Origin of the sequence: Streptosporangium canum, from assembly GCF_900113865.1 — a bacterium.
In the GTDB taxonomy this organism is placed as follows: Bacteria; Actinomycetota; Actinomycetes; order Streptosporangiales; family Streptosporangiaceae; genus Streptosporangium; species Streptosporangium canum.
Genome location: NZ_FOQY01000031.1, coordinates 35,159 through 59,699, shown reverse-complemented (window position 1 = coordinate 59,699; position 24,541 = coordinate 35,159). Strand labels below are relative to the sequence as shown.

At 72.2% G+C, this 24,541-nt stretch carries 23 protein-coding genes; 13 read left to right on the top strand and 10 right to left on the bottom strand.

From position 1 onward, the window contains the following. Positions 1–221: 221 nt before the first annotated feature. Together BM085_RS32940 and lon are read right to left on the bottom strand one after the other, a co-directional pair. Positions 222–1,355: a Fic family protein gene (locus BM085_RS32940; RefSeq protein WP_093890721.1), complete on the bottom strand. Its 1,134-nt coding sequence runs from the start codon at positions 1,353–1,355 to the stop codon at positions 222–224. Between the two features lie 168 nt (positions 1,356–1,523). After that, positions 1,524–3,920: an endopeptidase La gene (gene lon, locus BM085_RS32935; protein WP_093890720.1), complete on the bottom strand. Its 2,397-nt coding sequence runs from the start codon at positions 3,918–3,920 to the stop codon at positions 1,524–1,526. A gap of 209 nt (positions 3,921–4,129) precedes the next feature. On the opposite strand from lon, the gene BM085_RS32930 reads away from it, so the two are divergent. The 5 genes from BM085_RS32930 (at position 4,130) to BM085_RS32910 (ending at position 8,873) form a co-directional block, all read left to right on the top strand. Further along, positions 4,130–5,422: a sensor histidine kinase gene (locus BM085_RS32930; protein ID WP_093890719.1), complete on the top strand. Its 1,293-nt coding sequence runs from the start codon at positions 4,130–4,132 to the stop codon at positions 5,420–5,422. Further along, positions 5,419–6,075: a response regulator gene (locus BM085_RS32925; RefSeq protein WP_012889932.1), complete on the top strand. Its 657-nt coding sequence runs from the start codon at positions 5,419–5,421 to the stop codon at positions 6,073–6,075. Before BM085_RS32930 ends, BM085_RS32925 begins: the two co-directional genes overlap by 4 nt. A 223-nt stretch (positions 6,076–6,298) precedes the next feature. Further along, on the top strand, positions 6,299–7,039 hold the full coding sequence (locus BM085_RS32920) for an alpha/beta hydrolase (RefSeq protein WP_093890718.1): 741 nt from the start codon (positions 6,299–6,301) through the stop codon (positions 7,037–7,039). Continuing rightward, positions 7,032–8,141, top strand: coding sequence for an acyltransferase family protein (locus BM085_RS32915; protein WP_093890717.1), 1,110 nt, complete (start codon positions 7,032–7,034; stop codon positions 8,139–8,141). Before BM085_RS32920 ends, BM085_RS32915 begins: the two co-directional genes overlap by 8 nt. A gap of 78 nt (positions 8,142–8,219) precedes the next feature. Continuing rightward, a complete protein-coding gene (locus BM085_RS32910) occupies positions 8,220–8,873 on the top strand; it encodes a biliverdin-producing heme oxygenase (protein WP_093890768.1) in 654 nt (217 codons plus the stop codon). 36 nt (positions 8,874–8,909) lie between these two features. On the opposite strand, the gene BM085_RS32905 is transcribed toward BM085_RS32910, so the two are convergent. Then, on the bottom strand, positions 8,910–9,284 hold the full coding sequence (locus BM085_RS32905) for a DoxX family protein (RefSeq protein WP_093890716.1): 375 nt from the start codon (positions 9,282–9,284) through the stop codon (positions 8,910–8,912). 90 nt (positions 9,285–9,374) lie between these two features. Here BM085_RS32905 and BM085_RS32900 point away from each other — a divergent pair, with 90 nt between their 5' ends. From BM085_RS32900 to BM085_RS32885, 4 genes are all read left to right on the top strand, one after another. Then, complete coding sequence (locus tag BM085_RS32900; RefSeq protein ID WP_093890715.1) at positions 9,375–10,025, top strand: TetR/AcrR family transcriptional regulator; 651 nt, start codon at positions 9,375–9,377, stop codon at positions 10,023–10,025. Positions 10,026–10,129: 104 nt separating this feature from the next. Further along, positions 10,130–10,735, top strand: coding sequence for a TetR/AcrR family transcriptional regulator (locus BM085_RS32895; RefSeq protein ID WP_093890714.1), 606 nt, complete (start codon positions 10,130–10,132; stop codon positions 10,733–10,735). Between the two features lie 87 nt (positions 10,736–10,822). Next, positions 10,823–11,149 carry a hypothetical protein gene (locus BM085_RS32890; protein WP_093890713.1) on the top strand — a complete coding sequence of 109 codons (327 nt, stop codon included), beginning with the start codon at positions 10,823–10,825 and terminating at the stop codon, positions 11,147–11,149. 96 nt (positions 11,150–11,245) lie between these two features. Further along, complete coding sequence (locus BM085_RS32885; protein ID WP_093890712.1) at positions 11,246–12,295, top strand: DUF6745 domain-containing protein; 1,050 nt, start codon at positions 11,246–11,248, stop codon at positions 12,293–12,295. Positions 12,296–12,329: 34 nt separating this feature from the next. Here BM085_RS32885 and BM085_RS32880 read toward each other — a convergent pair whose 3' ends face one another. The 6 genes from BM085_RS32880 to BM085_RS32855 are packed head-to-tail and all read right to left on the bottom strand — an operon-like array spanning position 12,330 to position 18,547. Next, complete coding sequence (locus BM085_RS32880) at positions 12,330–13,226, bottom strand: STM4011 family radical SAM protein (RefSeq protein ID WP_245789841.1); 897 nt, start codon at positions 13,224–13,226, stop codon at positions 12,330–12,332. After that, the gene (locus BM085_RS32875; protein ID WP_218158894.1) at positions 13,223–14,692 is read right to left on the bottom strand and encodes an STM4012 family radical SAM protein; all 1,470 of its coding nucleotides are present in this window, start codon (positions 14,690–14,692) and stop codon (positions 13,223–13,225) included. The genes BM085_RS32880 and BM085_RS32875 overlap by 4 nt, the downstream gene beginning before the upstream one ends. Further along, complete coding sequence (locus BM085_RS32870; protein ID WP_093890711.1) at positions 14,683–15,513, bottom strand: STM4013/SEN3800 family hydrolase; 831 nt, start codon at positions 15,511–15,513, stop codon at positions 14,683–14,685. Before BM085_RS32870 ends, BM085_RS32875 begins: the two co-directional genes overlap by 10 nt. Then, positions 15,506–16,699, bottom strand: a complete 1,194-nt coding sequence (locus tag BM085_RS32865) for an STM4014 family protein (protein WP_093890710.1) — start codon at positions 16,697–16,699, stop codon at positions 15,506–15,508. The genes BM085_RS32870 and BM085_RS32865 overlap by 8 nt, the downstream gene beginning before the upstream one ends. 8 nt (positions 16,700–16,707) lie before the next feature. Then, the gene (locus tag BM085_RS32860; protein ID WP_093890709.1) at positions 16,708–17,649 is read right to left on the bottom strand and encodes an STM4015 family protein; all 942 of its coding nucleotides are present in this window, start codon (positions 17,647–17,649) and stop codon (positions 16,708–16,710) included. Between the two features lie 4 nt (positions 17,650–17,653). Further along, positions 17,654–18,547, bottom strand: a complete 894-nt coding sequence (locus BM085_RS32855) for an STM4015 family protein (RefSeq protein ID WP_093890708.1) — start codon at positions 18,545–18,547, stop codon at positions 17,654–17,656. A 213-nt stretch (positions 18,548–18,760) separates the two neighbouring features. On the opposite strand from BM085_RS32855, the gene BM085_RS32850 reads away from it, so the two are divergent. The 4 genes from BM085_RS32850 (at position 18,761) to BM085_RS32835 (ending at position 23,832) form a co-directional block, all read left to right on the top strand. Beyond that, entirely contained in the window at positions 18,761–20,188 is a 1,428-nt protein-coding gene (locus BM085_RS32850) for an MFS transporter (protein ID WP_245789840.1), read from the top strand. 54 nt (positions 20,189–20,242) lie between these two features. Then, positions 20,243–20,617, top strand: coding sequence for a P-loop nucleotide/nucleoside kinase family protein (locus BM085_RS45450; RefSeq protein ID WP_245789844.1), 375 nt, complete (start codon positions 20,243–20,245; stop codon positions 20,615–20,617). A gap of 172 nt (positions 20,618–20,789) precedes the next feature. Further along, positions 20,790–22,214 carry a rifampin monooxygenase gene (gene rox, locus BM085_RS32840; RefSeq protein WP_218158897.1) on the top strand — a complete coding sequence of 475 codons (1,425 nt, stop codon included), beginning with the start codon at positions 20,790–20,792 and terminating at the stop codon, positions 22,212–22,214. 193 nt (positions 22,215–22,407) lie between these two features. After that, positions 22,408–23,832, top strand: coding sequence for an FG-GAP repeat protein (locus tag BM085_RS32835; RefSeq protein ID WP_245789839.1), 1,425 nt, complete (start codon positions 22,408–22,410; stop codon positions 23,830–23,832). Positions 23,833–23,957: 125 nt separating this feature from the next. On the opposite strand, the gene BM085_RS32830 is transcribed toward BM085_RS32835, so the two are convergent. Then, positions 23,958–24,506, bottom strand: coding sequence for a hypothetical protein (locus BM085_RS32830; RefSeq protein WP_093890705.1), 549 nt, complete (start codon positions 24,504–24,506; stop codon positions 23,958–23,960). Positions 24,507–24,541 lie beyond the last annotated feature (35 nt).

The window sequence follows — 24,541 nt, the reverse complement described above, 5'->3', positions numbered from 1 at the left end:
TGAAGGGAACGGGCGGGGTCGGAGTTCAGCGCACGGCGTGGATGCGGCGCATGCCGGGCATCCCACACATGCGCGCACCACAACACGTGCCCCACCTCTGCGGGGACATGCCGGCCTGCTGTGCCACGCTCACGTTCACGTCTGCCTCAACGCGAGTCCCGCTTACCCCAATTCCCGACACGTTATGTGATCTCAGTCACCCCGGCTCCCTGCCGGTGGGATCAGTCCCGCCGGTAGGGGTCGCGCAGCGGAGTCACCCGCGCGGCGAACTCGTCCTTGATCTCCTGCATCCTGGGACCGGGCGCGTAGAAGCGCCCCTTGGTCTCCCCGTACGGCCGCAGCCAGCCCCTGGCCGCGAGATCACGCAGATCCCTGGCCGCCTGCCCCTGGCTGAGCGACTCGTCCGTCTGGTATCGGGTACGGCGCAGCCGCCTGTTGACGAACACCTCGTAGAGCGCCGACACGGTCCGCGCGTTCAGCCCCTCGGCGTCGATCTGCCCCTCCAGCAGCATCCACACCTCCCCCGCCTCCGACAGGCGCCGCCGGACCTGCTGGGCCTGCATGTGGTGAGCGCGCAGGCAGAAGCGCACCCAGTGGAGCGTGTCCCCGTTCGGGCTCCAGTTCCGTCTGCCGCGCGCGCTCAGCACCCGGTAGTAGTCGACCGTGTTCTCCATGCTTCCGAGCCACTCCTCGATCGAGGAGAACTCCGGGGTGGTGATCTGATCCCTGCCGAGCACGAGTGTCTGCAGCGCGCGCGACATCCGGCCGTTGCCGTCCCGCCACGGGTGGATGCTCACCAGGTTGAAGTGGGCCATCGCCGCCCGCACGTAGCTCGGCGCGCCGAGGTCGCCCGAGTTGAGCCAGTCGACCAGCTCGCCCAGTAGTTCCGGCACCTCCTCTGCGTCCGGGCCCTCGTAGACGACCTCGCCCGTCGCGGAGTTGCGGATGTAGATGCCGCCGGGCCGTACCGTGCCCGGAGTCTTGTCCACGTGATGCCCGATCATCATGAAGTTGAGCGCGTGGAGCAGACCGGTGTCGAACTCGAACACCGGCGTTCGCGACAGAAGCCGGATATAGGTCAGCGCCTGCTGGTATCCGGCGATCTCCCGGGCCACTCCGGCGGAGGTCTCCAGCGGATCCTCGCCGGACATGATCGACTCGATGTCCTCGACGCTGGCCCGGTAGCCCTCGATGGAGTTCGACCCCTGGATCGCCCGCGCCTGGAGCTGCCGCCGCAACTGGCCGTCCCAGCGGTGCGTCTCCGCCAGGCGGTACTTCAGGTCGCGCCGCATCTCCTCGATCTCGCCGAGCACCATCTCGTCCATGGCCTCGAGCCGAGGCGTGTCGTACAGCATGCACTCATGACAGCATGGGTGAATCATTCGGTCAATCGACTTGATGATTTACCCATATATGTCCGCCGTGCGTGTTTGGGCCGGTCAGGTGGATGGGACCAGCCTTCCGGGACGGCGGACGGCCCGCCCTCCGGGGAGAGCGGGCCGTCCAGGAGACCAGGAGAGAGGTCAGGCCACGGCGCGTTCGGCGACCTTGGCCGGGGTGAGCGCGATCTCCAGGACCTCGCGCACGTCGCTCACCACGTGGACGGTGAGCTCGCCGCGGACGGCCTCGGGCACGTCGTCCAGGTCGGGCTCGTTGCGGGCCGGGATCAGCACGGTGGTGATGCCCGCCCGGTGGGCGGCCAGCAGCTTCTGCTTGACCCCGCCGATCGGGAGCACCCGGCCGGTGAGGGAGACCTCACCGGTCATGGCCACGTCGTTCCTGACCGGCCGGCCCGACAGCAGCGAGGCCAGGGCCGTGGTCAGGGTGACGCCGGCGGACGGACCGTCCTTGGGGACCGCGCCCGCGGGGAAGTGGATGTGCACCGAGCGGTCCTTGAGGGACGCCACGGGCAGCTCCAGCTCCGCGCCGCGCGAACGCAGGTAGGACAGGGCGATCTTGGCCGACTCCTTCATGACGTCGCCGAGCTGACCGGTCAGGGTCAGGCCGGTGTCGCCGGTCTCCGGGTCCGCCAGCGACGCCTCCACGTAGAGGACGTCACCGCCGGCACCGGTGACCGCGAGGCCGGTGGCCACCCCGGGCACCGCCGTACGCTGGCGGGACTCCGGCAGCGAGGACTCCGGCACGTGGCGCGGGCGGCCGAGGTAGGGGACCAGGTCCCCGACGGTCACGGGCAGCTCGCCCTCGCCGAGCGCGACGTTGGCGGTCACCTTGCGCAGGATCCTGGCGATCGAGCGCTCCAGGGACCGGACGCCGGCCTCCCGGGTGTACTCGCCCGCCAGCCTGCGCAGCGCGTCCTCCTCGACGGTGACGTCCTCGGCGGTGAGGCCGGCCTTGTCGAGCTGGCGCGGGAGCAGGTGGTCACGGGCGATCGCGACCTTCTCGTCCTCGGTGTAGCCGTCGAGCGTCACGATCTCCATGCGGTCCAGCAGCGGGCCGGGGATGGACTCCAGCACGTTGGCGGTCGCCAGGAACAGCACGTCGCTGAGGTCGAGCTCGACCTCCAGGTAGTGGTCGCGGAAGGTGTGGTTCTGCGCGGGGTCGAGCACCTCCAGCAGCGCGGCCGTCGGGTCGCCCCGGTAGTCGGAGCCGACCTTGTCGACCTCGTCGAGCAGCACGACCGGGTTCATCGAGCCGGCCTCGCGGACGGCCCGGACGATCCGGCCGGACTGGGCGCCGACGTAGGTGCGCCGGTGGCCCCGGATCTCGGCCTCGTCGCGGACGCCGCCGAGGGCGACGCGGACGAACTTGCGGCCCATCGCGCGGGCGACGGACTCGCCCAGCGAGGTCTTGCCGACGCCGGGAGGGCCGGCCAGCGCGAGCACGGCGCCGCTGCGGCGCCCGCCGACCACGCCGAGGCCCTTCTCGGCCCGGCGCCCGCGGACGGCGAGGTATTCGATGATGCGGTCCTTGACGTCGTCGAGGCCGGTGTGGTCGGCGTCGAGGACGGCACGGGCCGCGGCGATGTCGACAGTGCCGTTCGGCGCGCCTTCGGCACGACGCTCCTCGGTGTACACGTTCCACGGGATGTCGAGGACGGTGTCGAGCCAGGTGCGGATCCAGCCGGTCTCGGGGGACTGGTCGGAGGTCCGCTCCAGCTTGTCGACCTCCTTGAGCGCGGCCTCGCGCACCTTCGCGGGCAGGTCGGCGGCCTCGACGCGGGCGCGGTAGTCCTCCTCCTCGGTCTCCGGGGAGGTGCCGTTGAGCTCGGACAGCTCCTTGCGGACCGCGGCGAGCTGCTGGCGGAGCAGGAACTCCCGCTGCTGCTTCTCCATGCCCTCCTGGACGTCCTTGCGGATCGTCTCGGCCACGTCGAGCTCGGCGAGGTGCTCGCGCGCCCACTCGACCAGCATCGAGAGCCGGTCGGCCGGGTCGGCGGTCTCAAGGATCTCGGCCTTGCGCTGGGTGCTCAGCCAGGGGGCGTAGCCGGAGCTGTCGGCGAGGACCGACGGGTCGTCCATCTGGTTGACCGCGTCGACGACCTGCCAGGCGCCCCGCTTCTGCAGGATGGTGGTGGACAGCGCCTTGTACTGCTTGGCCAGCTCCTCGGCGCGCTCGTCCACCTGGACGGCCTCGACCAGGGTGGCCTGCACCCAGAGGGCCGCGCCGGGGCCGGTCGTGCCGGAACCCACGCGGACCCGGTCGACACCGCGCACCACGGCGGCCGGCTCGCCACCGGGCAGCCTGCCCACCTGCTCGACTACCGCCCGGACCCCGACGGAACCGTATCGCCCGTCGATCCGGGGAACGAGCAACACCTCTGGCTTGTTGTCAGCGAGAGCCTGCGCCGCGTCGATCGCGGCCCGGATCTCGTTCTCGGACAGGTCCAGGGGAACCACCATGCCCGGCAGCACGACCTCGTCGTCGAGCGGAAGAACCGGGAGGATCAAGCTCTCACTCATTTGAACTCCAAAGGTTGAGTTACATGGACTCAATTAATGGGAGCCGTGAAATGTTCCCGAGGTTGAGCGTGTTCGCTGTGAGCGATCGTAATTGTGTAATTTCACTTCGCGGCGACGTCCCGCCGCGCCCGCCGTACCTCCCGGGTGTGAGGCGGGGGGTCACTCCCGGGCGTGACGCCGTCCGGGCCGCGGCTGTCTAGGCTGGCCGGGTGAATCTGCCCGCCGGTCTCGTACGGCTCACCCGGCCGCTGACCCTGGCGGTGGTCAGCGGTCGCGCCGACCCTCCGTTCCCCCGCTCCCGCCGCCTGGGGATACCGATCCCCAGGTTCCTGGGACTGCTGCCGTTCCGGACCGTCGACCTGGTCGTGCTGGCCAACCTGCTGATCGCCTGGCTCACCTACGACGGGGGGCTGTCCTCGCTCCTGTCGGGCAACGCCGGGCTCTCCATCCCCTATCCCGAATGGCGGATCTACTACGCCGCCGCGGCCTGCTCCCTCCCGCTGCTGCTGCGCGATCGCTGGCCACTCGCCGCATGGCGGATCAGCGTGGCGGGAATGCTCACCACCGCCCCGGTCATGGACGCCCTGAGCGGACATCCCGTGTCGATAGCCGGGATCGCCGCCTACCTCCTGGTCGTCTACTCCGTCGCGGTCCGCTGCGGCCGGGAGACGACCCTGGGCGTGTGGATCTCCTCCATGCTCTGCGTGGCGCTCTCGGCCACCAGCCGGGACGACCTCGTCATAGCCGCGATCCTGCTGAGCGTCACCGCGCTCTTCGGCTACAACGTGCGCGCCCGGCGGCTGGCCGCCAGGCGCCTGGCCGAGGAGGAACGGCGCAGCGAGCGGGCCCTGACAGCGCAGGCCACGCTGGAGGAGAGGGCCAGGATCGCCAGGGAGCTGCACGACGTCGTCGCCCACCACATGTCGGTGATCGCCATCCAGGCGGAGGCCGTGCCGCTGCAGGCGGCCGGGGACGCCGGGCGCCTGGAGGAGGGGCTGCGAGAGATCCGCGCGCTGTCGCTGGCGGCCATGACCGAGATGCGCCGCGTCGTGGGCGTGCTCCGGGACGGCGACGGGCGCGCGGACACCGCGCCGCAGCCGGGCCTCGGCCGCCTGGAGGAGCTCGTCGGCACCGCGCGCTCGGCCGGGCTCACCGTGACGCTCAAGCTGGGCGGCGACCTGATGGGGCTGCCCACGGCGGTGAGCCTGTCCGCCTACCGGATCGCGCAGGAGTCGCTCAGCAACGCCATGCGGCACGCGCCGGGCTCGGCCGTCTCGATGAGGATCAGCCGCTCCGGCGCCGAACTGCACATCCACGTGGAGAACGACGCCAGGCGCCGCTCCCCCGCCGCGCCGGAGCACGCGGGAGAGCCGGGGCACACGGGGCACGGCCTGATCGGGATGCGGGAACGGGTCTCCATGCTCGGCGGAAGGCTGTGGACCGGGCCGGTGGGAACGGGCTTCGCGGTCACCGCCATACTTCCGATCGTGGAGAACGCATGACGATCCGGGTGCTCATCGCCGACGACCAGGGCATGGTCAGGACCGGGTTCACCGTGTTCCTGGACTCCCAGCCGGACATAGAGGTCGTGGGCGAGGCGGCCGACGGCCGCGAGGCCGTGGCCCGGGTGGCCGAGCTGCGGCCGGACGTGGTGCTGATGGACGTGCGGATGCCGGTCATGGACGGCCTGGCCGCGACGCGGGCGATCCTGGACGGGGACGGCTCCCCGCCGAAGGTCCTGATCCTGACCACCTTCGACCTCGACGACTACGTGTACGAGGCGCTGCGGGCCGGGGCCAGCGGATTCCTGCTCAAGGACGCCTCCGCCCAGCAGCTCGCCGAGGCGGTCCGGGTGGTCGCGGCCGGGGAGGCGCTGCTCGCGCCCTCGGTGACCAGGCGGCTGATCTCGGAGTTCGCGCGCGTCGGGCCGCGCCGCCCGCGCGGCCGGCTGGACGACATCACCGAGCGGGAGACCGAGGTGCTCGCCCTCATCGCCCAGGGCCGCTCCAACCAGGAGATCGCCGAGGAGCTCGTGCTGTCGGAGCAGACGGTCAAGACCCACGTGGGCCGGATCCTGGCGAAGCTGAACCTGCGCGACCGGGCCCAGGCGATCGTCCACGCCTATGAGACGGGCCTGGTCCGCCCGGGCGGGTGAGTCCCGGCCCCGCTTCACCCCGCACGCCTGGGCGGGTGAGCCCCGGCCCCGCTCTCACCCCCGCCCGCCCGAGCCGGTGAGCCCCTGCCCCACCCGCCCCCGCCCCCGCCGAACCTCCCTCACCCCTGGGAGGGACCCGCGAGATGGGTCTCCGGGGATGACGTGGGCGACAGGCCCCGATTCCTAATGTCCTGTCCGGTTCCCCAACCGGACAGGAGGCTCCATGTTCCGCCGCGTGCTCGCCGTGGCCACCGCCGCCGCGCTCACCTATGCGATCGTCCCCGCTCCCCGTGGCGACCGGATCGTCAGGGTCTACGGCGATCTCCGTACGGCCGGGCACGTCGCGGTCATCGTCCCGGGCTCCGACACCACGGTCGCCAACTTCGACGGCGGCAGGGCCAAGCCGTACAGCACGCCGGGGGGCGGCGCCCGGGCGGTGCTGGCCGAGGCGCGGGCGCTGGACCCCCGGGCCGGGCTGGCGGTGGTCGCCTGGCTCGGGTACGACAGCCCGGGGACCGTCAGCCTCGCGGCGGTGACCGACGGGGCCGCCAGGAGGGGCGCCGTGGAACTGCGGCGCTACGTCGCCGAGACGCTCGGCGGCAAACGGGTCAGCCTGCTGTGCCACAGCTACGGGTCGGTCGTGTGCGCCATGGCCGCGCCCAGGTCGGACGTCGCGGATGTGGCCGTCTTCGGCAGCCCCGGCCTGGGCGTCCCCCACGCGTCCGCGCTGGGCGGCGCCCGGCTGTGGGCCGGCAGCGGCAGCCGGGACTGGGTGCGGAAGGCGCCCAAGCTCCGGCTCGGGCCGCTCGGCTTCGGCCCCGACCCGGCCGCCCCCTCCTTCGGCGCCCGGCTGTTCGCGACCGGGCCCGCCGGGCACAGCGACTATCTCAGGCCCGGCAGCGAGTCCCTGCGCAACCTCACCCTGATCGCCCTCGGCCGGACGGGCGAGGTGTCGCGTGGCTAGCGCCGCCGCCCGGATCGAGAGTGCCACCCCGGCGGGCCGGGACCGGGGGGTGGACGCGCTGCGCGCGCTGGCGATCCTCGGGGTCGTCGCGGGGCACTGGCTGGTCACGACGTGGGTGCACGGGCCCGGCGGGAAGGTGTACATCTCCAGCCCGCTCGCCTACCTGCCGGCGCTCACCCCGCTGTCGTGGGTGTTGCAGACGCTGGCGGTGTTCTTCTTCGTGGGCGGCTACGCGGCGGCGCGGAGCCTGCGCTCGGCCACCGGGTACCCGGCCTGGGTGCGGGCCAGGACGGGGCGGCTGCTGCGGCCGGTGGGACCGCTGGCGCTGGTCTGGACGGGGATCGCCGCCGGGATGGCGCTGCACGGCATGCCGTACGGGACGATCAGGGCGCTGGCGCTGCCGGCCGTCGGGCCGCTGTGGTTCCTGGCGGTCTTCGCCGCGCTCAGCGCGGCCACTCCGCTGCTGCTGCGGGTACGGCCGGGCGCCGTGGCCGTCTCGGCGTTCGCGGTCGTGCTCGTGGTGGACGCGCTCAGGTTCGGGGAAGCCGGGCCGGACTGGCTGAAGTGGGTGAACCTGGCGGCCGGGTGGCTGCTGCCGTACGTGCTCGGGGTCGGCTGGGCAGGCGGCGCGCTCGCCTCGCGCCGGACCGCGGCGGCGCTGCTGGCGGGCGGCGCGGCCGGGGCCGCGGTGCTGGTGGCCGGGTTCGGGTATCCGGCGAGCATGGTGGGCGTGGCGGGGGCGGAGATCTCCAATCTCGGCCCGCCCACGCTGGCCGTGGTCTGTTTCGGGGTCGCCCAGGTGGGGCTGGCGCTGCTGGTGCGCGAGCCGCTGGCCCGGCTGATGCGGCGGCCCCGGCTGTGGGCGGCGGTGGCGGTGGCCAACCTGGGCGCGATGACGCTCTTCCTGTGGCACCAGACCGCGCTGACCGCGACCGTCCTGGCGGCGCTGCGCTTCGGCGACGTGCCCGGCCTGCTGACGCCGCCCACCGAGCCGGTGTGGCCGCTGCACCGGCTGGCCTGGCTGCCGGTGTTCGCCGCGCCGCTGGGGGCGGTCTGGCTGCTCCGGCGCGCCCGGAGGCGGTTTGATGACAGAGTGTCGTGATCAGCTTGACGGGATCCATCCGCTTTTGTGACACTGTGTCATGAAAGTCGCGAAAGGCCCATTCGACGCGGAGTGATCATGAGCGAGTCGCCGTTCTCCGAAGTACTCAGGAACGCCACCTGGGGCGACCACGAGTCGGCCGAGGACGACAGTTACCTCAAGGCCCTGATGGCCGGGCAGCTCAGCCGCGAGGCCTACGGGGAGCTGATCGCCCAGCACTACTTCGCCTACGTCGCCCTCGACGGCGCCTCCAGGTCGCTCGCCGACGACCCGGTCGCCGGGCCGTTCGTCTTCCCCGAGCTCTACCGGGAGGAGTCGCTGATCCGCGACCTGGAGACCGTCTACGGCGCCGGCTGGAAGTCCAGGATCGAGCCCTCCAAGCCGACCCGGACGCTGGTCGCCCGGATCAACCAGGTCGCGACCTGGCCGGGCGGCTACATCGCCCACCACTACACCCGCTACATGGGCGACCTGTCCGGCGGGCAGTTCATCCGGATGGAGCTGCAGAAGATCTACGGCTACCAGCCGGGCGGCGGCGTCGACTTCTACCTGTTCGACGAGGTCGGCAGCCTGCCGCGGTTCAAGAACGAGTATCGCGCCCGGCTGGACGCGCTGCCCGTGGACGAGGCCGAGAAGCAGCGGATCATCCGCGAGACCAAGCTCGCCTACCTGCTCAACACCGAGGTGCTGGGCGAGCTCGGCCGGGTGGTGCGGGCCGAGCTCGCCGCCTGACCTTCCCCGCCCCGGCGCGCCGCCGGGCCTGGAGCATCAGAGGGCGTGGGGCCCGAACCGGCCCCACGCCACGAAGGCGGCCAGCACGAGGAGCACCAGGTTCATCGGGAGTGCCGAGTACTCCTTTCGCCGGGCGTGCACGACGATGGCGCCGATCATCGTGATCACCAGGCCCGCGGCGGCGAGCGGGGTCAGCACGGGCAGGATGCCGGTGAGAGCGGGCAGGATCAGCCCGACCCCGGCCAGCACCTCAAGGATGCCGATGGCCTTGATCTGACCGCCGGAGAAGTCCTCCACCCATCCCCCCAATCTGGCGATCAGGTTCTCGCGCGGCTGGGTGGACTTGGTGAGGCCCGCGATAAGGAACATCGCGGCGAGCAGACCCTGCGCGATCCAGAGGACAACGTTCATGAGGTACTCCGCATATAAGTGAAGGCATGCCTTCGTTTGCCGCCACCGTAGCATAAACGCAGGAACATCTTCACTTCATAGAATGCCCCTATGGAATCGTGCAAGCGGCGGGGCCTGCGCAAGGACGCCGAGATCAACCGGGAGCGCATCCTGGAGGCCGCCCGCACCGCCTTCGGCCAGCGGGGCCTCGAGGTTCCCCTGGAGGAGATAGCCCGCCGGGCCGAGGTGAACATCGCCACCCTCTACCGGCGCTTCCCGGACCGCGAGGCACTCATCGAGGCGATCCTGGCCGACCGGATGGCCCAGTTCGCCGACGCCGCCGAGAAGGCGGTGACGGCCGCCGATCCCTGGGAGGGATTCCACGGGCTGGTCGAGCACATCTGCGGCATGCAGGCCACCGACCAGGGCGTGACCGAGGCCTTCACGGTCTGCTTCCCCGGTGCCCGGTCGCTGGAGGGTCCGCGTGAGCGGGCGATGGCCGCGACGGACATGGTGATCGAGCGCGCGAAGGCCGCCGGAGCCCTGCGCGCCGACTTCACCGGTCAGGACCTGACGCTGATCCTGATGGCCAACGCCGGAGTGCTCGGCTCGACCCGCTGCGCGGCTCCGGAGGCGTGGCGGCGGCTGGTCGCCCTGATCCTCGACGCCTGCCGCGCGGACCGGGCCCGCTCCCCGCTCCCTCCCGCGCCCACGCCCGAGGCCCTGCACGCCGCGATGCTCGCGGCCCGCCCGCAACGCTGACCGAGCACCACCCCCGGCACCGGGCCACACCCACTGCCCGGCCCCTGGCAGCGGGCCGCGTCCGCCACCGGCCCGCGGCGCCACCCCTGTGCGACCATGGGGGCATGCCCCGGATTTCGGCCCCGACGATCGGCGAGCACCGCGCCCAGACGCAGGACCGCATCCTGCAGGCGGTCTCGCGCCTCTCCCGTGACCAGGGCATCGACACCATCTCGATGACCGACGTGGCGAGCGAGGCCGGGATCACCCGGACCGTCCTCTACAACTACTTCCCCGACAAGGCGGCGCTGCTGCTGGCCTTCACCGAGCGGGTGACGCACTACTTCATCGAGAGCTACGAGCGGGAGCTGCCCGAGCGGGCCTCCCCCGCCGAGCGGCTGCGCGCGTTCGTCCGGCTCCAGCTCGCCGGGCTGCTCGCCCACCCCCACCCCGGCCCCGCCGACCTGTCGGCGGCCCTGGGACCCGACGCCTACCAGCGCCTGGCCGACCACGTCGCGCCGATGCAGGACATCCTGACCGGCATCATCGACAGCGGCGTGGCCTCGGACGACTTCCACGCCCCCGACGTCGCCGCCGCCGCCCGCATGATCCTCGCCGTCATCGGCGCGGAGCGGGTGCCGCTGCTCAGCGGCACGGTGACGCCCCAGGAGGCCGAGGAGAGCGTCTGCGGGTTCGTGCTCCGGGGACTGGGCGCCCGAACGAGCTCCTGACCGGCCCCGCTCCCGGCTCCTCGGGCGGAGAAATGTCGGTGGGGACGGCTAGTTTTCGATCGACCCCCGACGCGAGGAGCCTGCCAGATGTACCGCCAGGGAGACATCCTGATCGTGCCCGTCCCCGAGGAGACCGTGCCCGCTCCGGCCCGGACCTCGCCGTCCGCGCCGCGTGACGCCCGCGGCCGCCTGGTGCTGGCCCTGGGCGAGGCCACCGGCCACGCCCACGCGGTGGTCGGCCCCGGCACCCTGGTCCGCGGCCTGCGGCCGATGGACCCCGACTTCCTGCACGTCCCCCGGGGCGGGCGGGTCGTCCACGAGGAGCACGCCGCCATCCCGCTGCCCAAGGGCTGGTACCGCGTGCAGCGCCAGCGCGAATACGTCCCCGGCGCCTTCCGCGTCGTCGCCGACTGACTCCTTCCACGCCTCCGCCTCCCCCGCCCGGCCGGTCGGCCCCCTCCGAGAGCGCCGCCGGCGCGGGCGGTCCGTTCATCTGAGGAGCTCCCGACCATGACCGTCACCACCGAACTGGCCGACGTCCTGACCGCCGCCGCGCTCCGCTGGCAGGAGGTGGCCTTCCAGACCGGCCCCGCCGACCGCCCCGGGGCGGAGGCGGGGATACGGCTGGCCTACCGGAGCGCCGGGCTGGCCGAGCCTGAAAAGATCATCTGGGTCGACTCCCCCGCCGCGGGGGCCCGCGCCATCGCCACGCTCGGCGCCGGCAGGCCCGTGCGCGACGCGGTGCGGACCGGGCCGTGGGAGCGGGCCAGGGCGGAGGTGCACACCTCGCTCGGCCCCACGGCCTGGCCGCTGGCCTGGTCGCTGACCGGGGGGCGGCTCTGGGATCCGGTGAGCGCGCTCGTCACCCGGATCCGCCGGAGCATCGCGGAATCGGAGGCCGTCGCGGAGACGGAGGAGTCGGAGGCCGTCGCGTCCGCGCTGCGCGCCTCGACCCTGGACGCCGTGCTGGGCCAGCAGGACGCGCCGTGGCTGTCGCTGTTCGACGCGCTGGGCAGGCCCGAGGTGGCGGGGCTGGTCCAGGTGGCCCGGTCGGCGGGCTGGTGGTGGCCGTTCGAGCGGGTGGCCATCGTCTGCGAGCGCCCCGCCGAGCTGCATCTCGACGAGCTGTCGCGCCTGCACCGCGCCGACGGCCCGGCGCTGCTGTTCCCCGACGGCTTCGCCGTGCACGCCTGGGGCGGCATGCCCGTCCCCGCCGGCTTCGCCGACTCCATGGCGGCGCTCACCCCCCAGCGCATCCGCGCCGAGGACAACGCGGAGCTGCGCCGGGTCATGCTGGAGCACTTCGGCTACGACCGCTACCTCGCCGAGTCCGGGGCGACCCCGCTGCACCAGGACGAGACAGGCGTCCTGTGGCAGATCGACCTGCCCGAGGACGAACCGGTGGTGATGGTCGAGGTGATCAACTCCACCGCGGAGCCCGACGGCACCTTCCGTAAGTACTGGCTGCGGGTGCCCCCGTCCACCCGCACCGCCCGCGAGGGCGTGGCCTGGACCTTCAACCTGTCCGAGGCCGAATACCACCCGGCCCGGGAGACCTGAGCCGCGGGAGACCCGCCCCGGCGGGCCGTCCGGGTCAGGCCAGGTGCGGGATGCGTTCCAGGATTCCGCCCGCGAAGACGTCGTAGAGACCGGTCTGCTCCAGGTGGACGTAGCCGATGTGGCAGTCGCACAGGGCCGCCGGGCACGGCCTGGCCGCCGGGCGGAAGGTGCCGTCGTAGAGGTTGCCGAGAACGGCCGGGACGAAGTGGCAGCGCCGTACGGTGCCCTCGCCGTCCACCGAGATCACGCTGTCCCCCGTACGGCAGGGCCGGCCGGCGCTGCGGTGCGGGGTGCGGCTGTAGGGGAAGAGGCGGTCGATCCGCGTCCAGTCGGCCGCCTCCTCGTCGGTGTAGAGGTGCCCCTCGGCGGCGTTCACCCACAGATACACCTCGCCGGGCAGGTCGTCCCGGAGCCTGCGGGCCTGCTCCAGGTGCTCGGGCAGCCCGACGACGCCGACACTGAAGCGGACCCCGCGCCCGGCCAGGTCACGGCACCTGGCCAGGAAGCGTTCGTGGGCGACCTGACCGGGGTGGTAGGTCACCCAGAGCGCGAGCGTGTCCAGGTCCGCCTCGGCCAGCCAGTCGGGGCGGCAGCTGAAGTTGGTCTGGATCGCGACCCGCCGGACGTGCGGGAGGTGGCTGAGCTCCACCATCGCCCGCCGGTACCACGACCGTACGAGCCCCTCCCCCCACGGCGTGAACAGCACCGAGAGGGGATGGTCCCGTCCGGCGGCCCACGCGGTGAACCGCTCCAGCGCAGTCCGGTCCCGGCGCAGCTGCTCGGTGCCGTCGCGGCGCTTGGCGAACGGGCAGTAGGGGCAGTCGTAGTCGCAGCTGGACAGCGGGCCCCGGTAGAGGATCGTCAGGTGGCCGGGGTCCTGCCCTCCGGCCCGCAGGACAGGGAGGTCACGGCCGCTCGCGGGCTTGGTCAACTGTTCTCGTATCCCGCCATCAGCTCGCGGACCCGGCCGGAGAACAGCGCCGGGCCGATGGCGTCGGAGTGCGCCAGCCCCTCGGCGCCGAGCCGGAGCCGACCGCCGCCCGCCCCATCGTGGCTCTCGTCTGCTCCGTCCCGGCCGGGGCGCGTCCCGGCCTCCGAGCCGGTCGCCGCCAGCCAGCCCCGGCCGGCCAGGCGCTCCAGGTCCTCGCCGAAGTCGGCCGTCACCTCGGTGCCGAAGCGCTCCCGGTAGGCGGCCGGGTCCAGCCCCTCGGCCTGGAGCAGCGACTGGATCAGATGGCGGCGGCGCCGCTCGTCCTCATCCAGCCGGAACCCCACGTTGGCGAGCGCGAACTCCCCGGGCGCGAGCCGTACGTAGTCGTCGATGATCGCGCGCACCTGACCGGCGCCCACCGCGTACTCGTAGGAGTAGTGCAGGTCGGAGGTGTAGGAGCGGGCCCCGCAGCCGAGCCCGACCATGCCGTCGCTCTGGCAGTCGTAGCCGGTCGCGCCGGAGGATCCCGGCAGCCGGAACATCCGCATCGACACCTGCTCGTATCCGGCGGCCAGCAGGTGGTCACGGCCCTGCCGGTAGAGGCCGAGCCGGTGGTCGTCCCAGTCGCGGGCGCGGCGGCCGAGGCCGGTGAGCGGGCGGACGTACAGCGGATAGAGGTAGATCTCCTCGGGCTTCCAGACGAGCGCGGCGTCCAGCGAGAGACGCCAGGACCGCTCGGTCTGCCCGTCGATCCCGTAGATCAGGTCGATGTTGAGCACCTCGAACCCGGCCTCCCTGATGTGCCCGAGCGCCGTCTCGACCTCCTGCCGTCTCTGCGGGCGGATCGCCGCGCGGGCCTCGGCGTCGACGAAGCTCTGCACGCCGATCGAGATCCGGGTCGTGCCCCGCTCGGCCAGGACGGCGAGCCGGTCGGCCGTCGCGGTCGCCGGCGAGGTCTCCACCGACAGCGGCACGGCCCGCAGGTCGGCGCCCGTGATCCGTTCGGTCAGGTCGAACATCCGGGTGAGCTCGGCCGCGCTCAGGTAGGTGGGCGTGCCGCCGCCGATGGCCGCGGTGACGAACCTCGGCCCGTCCAGGGCGTCCCGTACGGCCTCCGCCTGGCGTGCCAGGGCGTCCAGGTAGGCGGCGACGAGCTCCTCGGGGGCGCCGGTCCGGGTGAACAGGTTGCAGAACCCGCAGCGCATCTCGCAGAAGGGGATGTGCAGGTAGAGGAAGAGGCTCTCGAGCGGCTCCCCCGACCACACCTCCCGCAGCGACGGGCGCGGCTCCAGCGGCCGGTATGCCGTCTTGTGCGGGTAGGCGTACACATACCCCTGGTAGGGTCCCGCGCCGGTCGCGCCGGTCGCGCCGTCGGGGGCCGGTCGCGCCGGGGTGCCGCCCGGCCCGAGGGCCACCGTCTCCAGCACCCGCGTCCGTGCCCGGCCGGAACTCGGAGTCACCGCCATTGCCCCCGCTCCATCGTGAACTCTCCGTAGGGCACCGTCCAGACGACCTCGTGGCCGATCCGATGCCCGGTGTATCCGTCCTCACCGTAGGCGGTGCCGTGATCGGAACAGACGATCGCGAACCCCGGCCGCCGGGCGCTCATCAGGGCGAAAAGCCGGCCGATGTGCCGGTCGACGTACTCCAGCGCGGCGGCGTGGCTCTCCCGGCTGTCACCGTGCTCACGGGTGGCGCCCGGCAGGTGGAACCAGTTGGGCTGGTGCAGCGCCGACACGTTGACGAACAGGAACACCGGCCCGTCCACCCTCGCCACCGCCCGCTCGGCGCACTCGATCTGCGCCTCGAACGACGTCGGCGAGGTCACTCCGAACGCCGGATCCCAGTGGCTCTCGGCGAACAGCCCCGGCAGTGCGGCCCCGAGGGGGGTGAGCTTGTTGAAGAACCCGACGCCCCCGACGCAGACGGTGTGGTATCCCGCCTGGGCCAGCCCGCCGGGCAGGTCGGGCGCGTCGAACACCCACGTCCCGCCGGCGGTGGTCTCGCTGCCGGGGAAGGCCGCCGCGAAGAGGCGGGGATGCGGTCCGGGCTCGGCGGGGGTCGGCAGGAATCCGGCGAGGAGCGCGGCGTGCGCGGCGTAGGTGAAGCTCCCCGGGCTGTGCCGTCTCTGCCATCGCCCGCCGGGCAGCGCCCTGGCCAGGTTGGGCAGCCGCCCGGCCCCGGCCAGCTCCTCGGCCACGTCGTAGCGGAGCGTGTCGAGGGTCACCAGCAGCAGGTCATGGCTTCCCACGATCCCGTTCATGTCCCGCGCCGTCTCCTCAGCCATCGGCGTTCCCTCCCAGGGGCACCGGTACGGCGGCGCCCGGCGTCGCCGTACGGCGGGCGAGGATGGCCCTGACCTGGGCCTCGTAGGTGGTCAGGTGCTCGGCGCCGCCGCCGGGGAAGCCGGTCAGCCGGGGAAGCAGGTCCCCGAAGGCGTTGACCTCGGCCACGGCGACACTCCGCCAGTCGACGCCGATCATCAGGTCGACCCCGGCGGTCAGGCTCCCCGGAAAGCACGACGCCGCCCGGACGCACGCCTCGGTGACCCGCGCCCAGCCCTGCGGGCCGAGCCTGGTCCTGACCGTGCCGAGATCGCCGCGCTCGCCGCCGAGGTGCAGGTTCGTCATGGGGCTGCGGCTCGCGCGGACGACGGCGTGGGTCGGCGTGCCGTCCACCACGACCACGCGCAGATCGATCGTCCGCCCGTCGAGGCCCGCCTTGGGGAACCACCGCTCCACGTGGAGCCCGTCCCCGGCGAGCAGGTCGACGATCGCCGCCACGTCCGCCTCGTCCTCGTAGGACCGCACCCGCAGCGAGTTGTGCAGCCCGCCGGCGGACAGCTCCGCCGACGTCACCGCCTTGATCCGGTGACCGGAGGTCTGCAGGGCGACGACCCCGGAGGCCGACGAGCCGTGGGCCGGTTTGACGAACACCCGGCCCCAACCGGCCTGCCCCATCCGCTCGCGCAGCTCGGCGTAGCCGCCGACCGGTCCGGGCAGCGCGGCGGGCACCGGCACCCCGGCCGCCGACAGCCTCGCATGGCACAGCCGCTTGTCGAACATCACCGCGATCTCGTCGACGTCGGCGAGCAGCACGGCCCCGGGCGTCCGCCCGACGGCCCGGCGGATCCGCGCCGTCCCGGCGGTGAAGGCGGCGTGCCAGGCGGCGCCGCCGCCGACCCGGGACGGCTCGCCCGGACCGCGCAGCAGCGCGTCGGCCTCGGCGTCCTCGCCGGGCGACTCGATCCGCACGAGCGTCCCCGGCTCCAGCGTGACGTCCTGGCCCCGCAGCACGGAGGTCCACGGCACGACGGCCGGCTCCCGCAGGCCGTGGCGGACGCAGGCGTCGGCGAACATGGTCACCCGCCGCTCGCCCGGCGTGCCGACGACCGTCAGCGAGGTCGTCCGGCCACCGGCGCGTGACGCCGCTCCTTCCGCGGCGGCCAGGGACGTCAGGTGCTCATGAATCATCGGAGAACCTACTCGCCGACCGCGACATAGCGGCCCTCGGGCGCCCATTCGTACCTCGCCTCGGCCTCTCCCATGATCAGCTTTACGTGTCGCAGCGCGGCGGCCAGCCTCTTCACCATGGGTGGGCCGACGAAGTGGTGGGTCAGGTCCAGGCGCCTGAGATGGGTCAGCGGCTGGCCCGACAGCAGCGCCTCGACGCCCTCATCGCCCAGCGCGCCCATCGACAGCGCCAGCGACTCCAGCCGTGCCACCACCGGCGCCGACGCCACCGCCGCCGCGATCTCGTCCTGGATCTCACTGTCCTGCAGCCCCAGGTGCCGCAACGCCGGCAGTCGCTCGCCGGACAGGATCGGCGCCAGATCGGCCACCGTGGCGTCCCCGCCGTAGTCGGATACGCCCAACCACAGCTCAAGGTGCTCCAGTGAGGGGAAGTCGCTCGCGCCCACGGCACGGACCACGGCGCCGGACAGCCCCCCGGACTCGACACGGAGCACCCGCAGCGAGTCGTGACCGACCGGGCGCAGGCCGAGCCCGGTCCCTCCCCGGACCTCCAGGACCTCCAGGCGGGGAAAGGCACCCAGCAGTGGCGTCAGATCGCCCTGCTGGATCCAGGAGATCTCGGCCTCGTCCGAGGAGATGTCGCCGAGCGCGATCAGGCGCAGGTTCGGGAAGCGGTCCGCGGCCTGGGTGAGCAGGTCGATCGGCTCGTCGGCCGAGTCCTCGAAGGGAGTCCCCCAGGAGCCGAAGACCAGCTCACGGACGCGTCCGGTGTCGACCGTCTCGACGAAACGGACGAAGTAGTCCTCGAAGGTCTCCTCGCTGCTGTAGCCGTCGTCCAGCCAGAGCCGCCAGGCCTGGGCCTCGTGCGGTGCGTCAGGGTCACCGTCCTCAAGGCAGGGAAAGTATGAGAGGGGCAGGCTGCTGAACCTGCTGAGATCTCCGTGTCCCATCGGTCTACTCCGCCACCGCGACGTAGCGCCAGTCGTCGTCCGGCTCTTCCTGCTCGGACAGGTCGACCTCGACGCCGGTGCCGGCGAAGGCCGCCTCGATGTGCTTGACCATCGTGCCGGTCAGGTAGTGGTGGTGCAGGTCCAGGCGCTTGAGATGGGTCAGCGGCTGGCCGGACAGCAGCGCCTCGGCGCCCTCGTCGGTGAGCGTGCCCATCGACAGGGCCAGCGACTCCAGCCGTGCCACCACCGGCGCCGACGCCACCGCCGCCGCGATCTCGTCCTGGATCTCACTGTCCTGCAGCCCCAGGTGCCGCAACGCCGGCAGCCGCTCGCCGGACAGGATCGGCGCCAGATCCGCCACCGTGGCGTCCCCGCCGTACTGCGAGACGCCCAGCCACATCTCCAGATTCTCCAGCGCGGGAAGGTCACTGTCGGCCACGGCACGCACCACGCGGCCGGGCAGTCCGCCGGTTTCGAACCACAGCGTGCGCAGCGCCTCATGCCGGACCGGCCGGAGCAGGAGTCCGCTGCCGCCGCGGATGTGAAGTGCCTCCAGCAGGGGGAATGCCTCCAGCAGCGGGGTCACGTCACCGTGCTCGATCCAGGAGATCTCGCTCTCCTCCGACTCGATGTCGCCGAGCATGATCGACCGCACGTTCGGCAGCCGGTCGGCCACCCCGCTCAGCAGCCGGACCGGCAGCTCGGAGGTGTTGCCCTCCCAGCCGGGCCCCCACCAGCCGACGACGATCTCACGCACCTCGGCGAGGTCGTGGGTGGCCAGGAAATCCTCGAAACTCCGCTGAATTGAGGGCCCCGCCTCGTCCTCGTCCACCACGTGGTCGTAGGGGTCGCCGCGCAGGTCCCACACGGCGCCGTGGCCGGGATTCTCGTTGGTCATCTCGGGTCCTCTGAGGAAAATGGAGGTCAAGGGGGCCGGTCCGCTTACTGAGCGCCACATGCCGCCGGCCACCGTCCGGCGGACTCGGTGTCGTCCATCCCGGGCTCCTGTCCGGCGAAACATGACAGACCACGTCCTACCAGAGATCGCCGACACTTCTGGAATCATGAATCCCCATCGGGCGGACGAAAACGGTCAGCGATGATGAGAGTTATGGACAACGGCCACATTCGGCTCAGCTCAGCCCGGGGACGGTGGGTTCTGCTGACCACCGTGCTCGGTTCGGGGATCGCGCTGCTGGACGGCACGGTCGTCAACGTGGCGCTTCCCGCGCTCGGCGACGACCTCGGCGCCGACATGGCGGGCCTGCAGTGGACCGTCAACGCCTACACCCTCACTCTGGCGGGTCTGATCCTGCTGGGCGGCTCGCTCGGCGACCGGTACGGCAGGCGCAGGATCTTCCTGATCGGCGTGGTCTGGTTCGCCGTCGCGTCGGCCCTGTGCGGGCTGGCTCCCAACGTGGAGACGCTGATCGCGGCCCGGGCGCTCCAGGGCGTCGGCGGGGCGCTGCTCACGCCCGGATCGCTGGCCATCATCCAGGCGTCCTTCGTCCGCGAGGACCGGCCCAGGGCGATCGGAGCCTGGTCGGGGCTGGGCGGGACGGCGGCGGCCATCGGGCCGCTCCTCGGCGGGTGGCTGGTGCAGACGGCCGGATGGCGGTGGGTGTTCCTGATCAACCTGCCGGTGGCCGCGCTCGTGGTGGCGGTGGCCGTACGGCATGTGCCGGAGAGCAGGGACGTGGAGGCCACCGGGCGCTTCGACGTGCTCGGCGCGGCGCTGGCCGCGCTGGCGCTGGCCGGGATCACCTACGGTCTGATCGACCTGCGGCCGGTCCCGATCGCGGTGGGCGTCCTGCTGGGAGCGGCGTTCGTCTGGCTGGAGATCAGGCGCTCGCCCCGCGCGCTGGTACCGGTCGGGGTCTTCACCTCCAAGGTGTTCACGGCGGTCAACGTCGTCACGTTCATCATGTACGCCGCGATGAGCGTGGTGTTCTTCCTCCTGGTCGTCCAGCTCCAGGTGTCGGCGGGCTTCTCGCCGGTGACGGCCGGATCCGCGATGATCCCGGTGACGGTCCTGATGCTGCTGCTGTCGTCGCGGGCGGGCGAGCTGGCCAAGCGGATCGGGCCCCGCGTCCCGATGACGGCGGGCGTCCTGATCTGCGCCGGAGCGCTGCTGCTGATGTCGAGGATCGGCGAGGGCACCTCCTACCTGACGGGCGTGCTGGTCCCGACGGCCCTGTTCGGCCTGGGGCTGTCGGCGGCGGTCGCGCCGCTCACCGCGACCGTGCTGGCCACCGCCGAGGAGCGCTACGCGGGTGTGGCCAGCGGCGTCAACAACGCCGTCGCCCGGACCGGCGGGCTGCTGGCGGTCGCCGCGATCCCGCCGCTGGCCGGCCTGACCGGCGACGCCTTCCACGACCCGGTCTCCTTCACCGCCGGATTCCACACGACGATGCTGGTCAGCGCGGCGATGATGGCCCTCGCCGCGCTGGTCGCCTTCCTCACCATCCGCGAGAACGTCCTGGCCGACTCCCGGCCGCAGATGAGCTGCCCGGTGGAGGCTCCCCAGCAGGGCAGGTGAGAGGCGGCCCTGGCGATCTCGGCAGAGAAAGCAGGTGTCCTCCACGTGGTTTCCATGAACGATCCGGGTGTGACCACGTTGTTTCTCACAGTCGGCCTGCCGGGGGCCGGAAAGACCACAAGGGCTCGGCAGCTGGCCAAGGAGCACAAGGCGCTTCGGCTGACGCCTGATGAGTGGATGATCCCGCTGTTCGGTGAGCCGGAGGCGGACGGGAAGCGCGACGTCCTGGAAGGGCGGGGTCCGGGGTGTGGGGTCGGTCACGGGCCCGTTCGGAGTCGTGATCACGTGGCTGGGACAGGAAAAGGATTGGACGGGATGACGCTCGGGCTTGTAACTTGCCGCTTGACCGTGACACCGCCCGAGGAGGTGAGACCCATGAACGCTGTATCGATGTGGGTGCTCCCCCTTCCCGTCACGGCCGGCGATTGACGTAGGTGTCGCCGGGAGCGCCTCGACAACAAGGCACTCCCGAAAGGCAACACCTATGCACTCTCCGCGATTCACCGCCGAGCCGCCGTCGAACGACCCGGTCGAGCGCGACTTCACCGTGCGCGACGTCTCAGGACTCCGGTCGCCGGCCTCCGACGCCGGTCGCGCGCCCATGTTCGACGTGATCATTGCCGGGTGCGGGCCGACCGGCGCGATGCTGGCCGCCGAACTGCGGCTGCACGACGTGCGAGTGCTCGTTCTGGAGAAGGAGACCGAGCCCAAGTCGTTCGTCCGCATAGTCGGTCTGCATATTCGCAGCATCGAACTGATGGCGATGCGCGGACTACTGGAGCGCGTTCTCGAACACGGCAGACAGCGTCCGGCCGGCGGTTTCTTCGCCGCCATCGGCAGACCCGCGCCCAAGAACCTGGATTCCGCGCACGCCTATCTGCTGGGCATCCCGCAGCCGGTCATCGAACGCCTGCTCGAAGAACATGCGATCGAACTGGGTGCGCAGGTCCGGCGCGGTTGTGTGATGGCCGGTTTCGAGCAGGACGACGAGGGTGTGACCGTCGAGCTGGCCGACGGGGAACAGCTGCGTTCGCGCTACCTCGTCGGCTGTGACGGCGGGCGCAGTACGGTGCGCAAACTGCTCGGTGTCGGCTTCCCCGGCGAGCCCTCGCGGACCGAGACGCTGATGGGCGAGATGGAAGTGGGCGTGCCGCAGGAGGAGATCGCCGCCAAGGTGACCGAAGTCGGCGAGACCCATAGGCCATTCTGGCTCAGGCCCTTCGGCGAGGGGGTCCACAGCGTCGTGGTCCCCATCGCGGGAGTCAGCGATCGCGCGGAACCGCCCACCCTTGAGGATTTCAAACAAGCGCTGCGCACCATCGCCGGAACCGATTTCGGCGTGCACTCCCCGCGCTGGTTGTCCCGCTTCGGGGATGCCACCCGGCTGGCCGAACGTTATCGGGTCGGTCGGGTGCTGCTGGCCGGCGATGCGGCGCACATCCATCCACCCATCGGCGGACAGGGCCTCAACCTGGGCGTTCAGGACGCGTTCAACCTCGGCTGGAAACTGGCCGCACAGATCCGCGGCTGGGCGCCGGAACCACTGCTGGACACCTACCAGGCCGAACGTCGTCCGGTCGCCGAGGACGTGCTGGACAACACCCGCGCCCAGACGGAACTGCTGTCCGCCGAACCGGGCCCGCGGGCCGTGCGCAGGCTGCTCACCGAACTGATGGACTTCGACGAGGTGAACCGCCATCTGATCGAGAAGATCACCGCGATCGGCATCCGCTACGACTTCGGCGCAGGCCCCGACCTGCTCGGCCGCCGCCTGCGCGACATCGACGTGAAACAGGGCCACCTCTACGGTCTGCTGCATCGCGGTCGCGGCCTGCTGCTGGACCGCACCGAACGCCTGACCGTCGGCGGCTGGTCAGACCGGGTCGATTACCTCGCGGATCCCACTGCGGCACTGGATGTTCCGTGCGTCCTGCTACGCCCCGACGGCCACGTCGCCTGGGTCGGCGACGATCAGCAGGACCTGGACGGCCACCTCTCCCGCTGGTTCGGCAGGCCCGCCGACTGATTTCGCCCGAGCAACCGAAAAGGCCCGTGAGGAGGATCGGCACGGCCAGGAGCGACTGACCGTCGGAAGGCTGGAGGCGGCATCAGCCGTGGTGCTCCGGCGCCGGGGTCGGCATGTTCTCTACCCACGCTGGTCATGTGAATTTCACATCCCAGTGGGCGGAGTGTCCGAATTTCCGGAGACCATTCCCCGTATGAGAGCTTCGCTCCTCGCCTCCGCCGTCCTCGCCTCCGCCGTCCTCCTCCCCGCCTCCCCCGCCGTCTCCGCCTCCGCCGGGACCTGCTCCGGCGTCCCCTCCGACTTCGACGGCGACGGCCGCGCCGATCTCGCGGTCGCCGCGCCGTACGCCGCCGTCGGCGGTCACGCCCGCGCCGGGTCCGTCACCGTCCTGTACGGCACGCACGCCGAGCGACGGCTCACCCAGGACAGCCCCGGCGTGCCCGGTGCGGCGGAGACCGGGGACGCGTTCGGCTCGGCGCTGGCGGCCGGGGACTTCGACGGCGACCACTGCGCCGACCTCGCCGTGGGCGTCTCCGAGGAGGACCGCTCCCGGCCGGGCGCCGACGGCGACGGCGCCGTGCAGCTCTTCCACGGCTCCGCGGACGGCCTGCGCGCCGGCGAGATGATCGACGCCGGGGATCTGGGCGGCAGGCGCGGCCCCGACCGGTTCGGCGCCGCGCTCGCCGCCGCCGACCTGGACGGCGACGGGGACGACGAACTGGTGATCGGCGTCCCGGGCCTGGGCGGGGGCGGCGTCGCGCTGTACGGCCTCAAGGGACGCGGGCCGCGGATCATCGGCCAGGACAGCGGCTGGGTCGGGCAGAGCGCGAAGGAGACCGACCAGTTCGGGGCGGTGCTCGCGGCCGGCGACTTCGACGGCGACGGCCGCGACGAGATCGCGGTGGGCGCCCCCGCCGACACGATCTCGAAGAGGAACGGCCAGGGCTCGGTCACCGTGCTCGACGTCCACCGCAGGAGGGCGACCCTGCTCACCCAGGACACTCCGGGGATCGCCGGCCTCGGCGAGCCCTGGGACTCCTTCGGAGCGGCGCTGGCCACCGGCGACTTCGACGCCGACGGCCGAGACGACCTGGCGATCGGGGTGCCGGGCGAGGGCCTGACCGACGACCAGCGGGCGATGGACTACGGCGACGGCACCGTCGACGTGGTCTACGGCTCGCGCACCGGGCTGCGGACCGCGACCTCGCAGGCGTGGTCGCAGCGGTCACTCGAGGGCGAGCCCCGCTACTTCGACCGGTTCGGCGCCGCGCTGGCCGCCGGGGACCTCAACGGCGACGGGGACGACGAGCTGATCGTGGGAGCGCCCGGGGAGAACGCCGTCCAGGTGCTCGCCGGCAGCCGCTCCGCCGGCCTGACCAGGAGGAACAACGTGTTGATCACCGGCCGGGGCGGTGACTTCGGCGCCGCCCTGGCCACGCTCCCGGGCCGGGGCCTGGTGGTGGCCGCTCCGGGCGGCGGCAGGCTCACCCTGCTGCGGGGGGACACCAGGAAGGGCGCGTATCCGGGCGTGCGCCCGGCGGCGGCGCGGACCTTCGCCACCGCCGCCGGGGACGCCCTGTTCGGCTACGCGCTCACCGGGGTCTCGTCCGCACGCTGACCGGCCGCGGCCGCCGCGCCCTGACCGCACACGACGGCCGCATGCCGCCCGGAAGCGGTCTCCTCACCCTGGCCCGCACGCGGCGACCGCGCACCGGCCGGAAGCGGCCTCCCCGCGACGGCCTCTCACAGGATCCTCGTCTTTGCCTTGATGGTGAGGCGGACCTTCTTCGCGATCTTGCCGAGGCTCGCGCCGGGGGTCTTGGTGGCGAGCACGCCGAACCTGACCGTGGCGGTGCCGCGGCGCGAGCCCGCCCAGGCGCGGATCTTCACGGTGGTCGAGTCCCCCTTGTCGAGGGAGGTGATCCAGCAGGCCAGGTCGCGCCGCTTGACCGAGCACTTCACGCTGCGCGGCTTGGCGACCACTCTGATCTTTCGGAAGCCGCTGGGGAAGTCGCCGACGAGAGCCACGTAATGCTGGCCACGGGCCTTCCGGTTGCGGACCTTGACGGTGAAGACGAGGGACCCGCCCCGGCGGACGTGTTTCGGGAAGGAGATCTCGTAGCCGAATTTCGCGGCGGCCGTGCCGGCGGGCGACGCGGTCGCGGCGGCGGGTGAAGCGGTCGTGGCGGGGACGGCGGGCCCCGCGGCCATGGCGGGGCTCTGAACGAGGAGGGTACCGCCCAGCGCGGCGGCGAGAGCCGCTGCGGTGAGCCTCTTGGCGAGGTGACTCATTGCCGCATCATCTAACAAATAGCCGGAAATTCCCC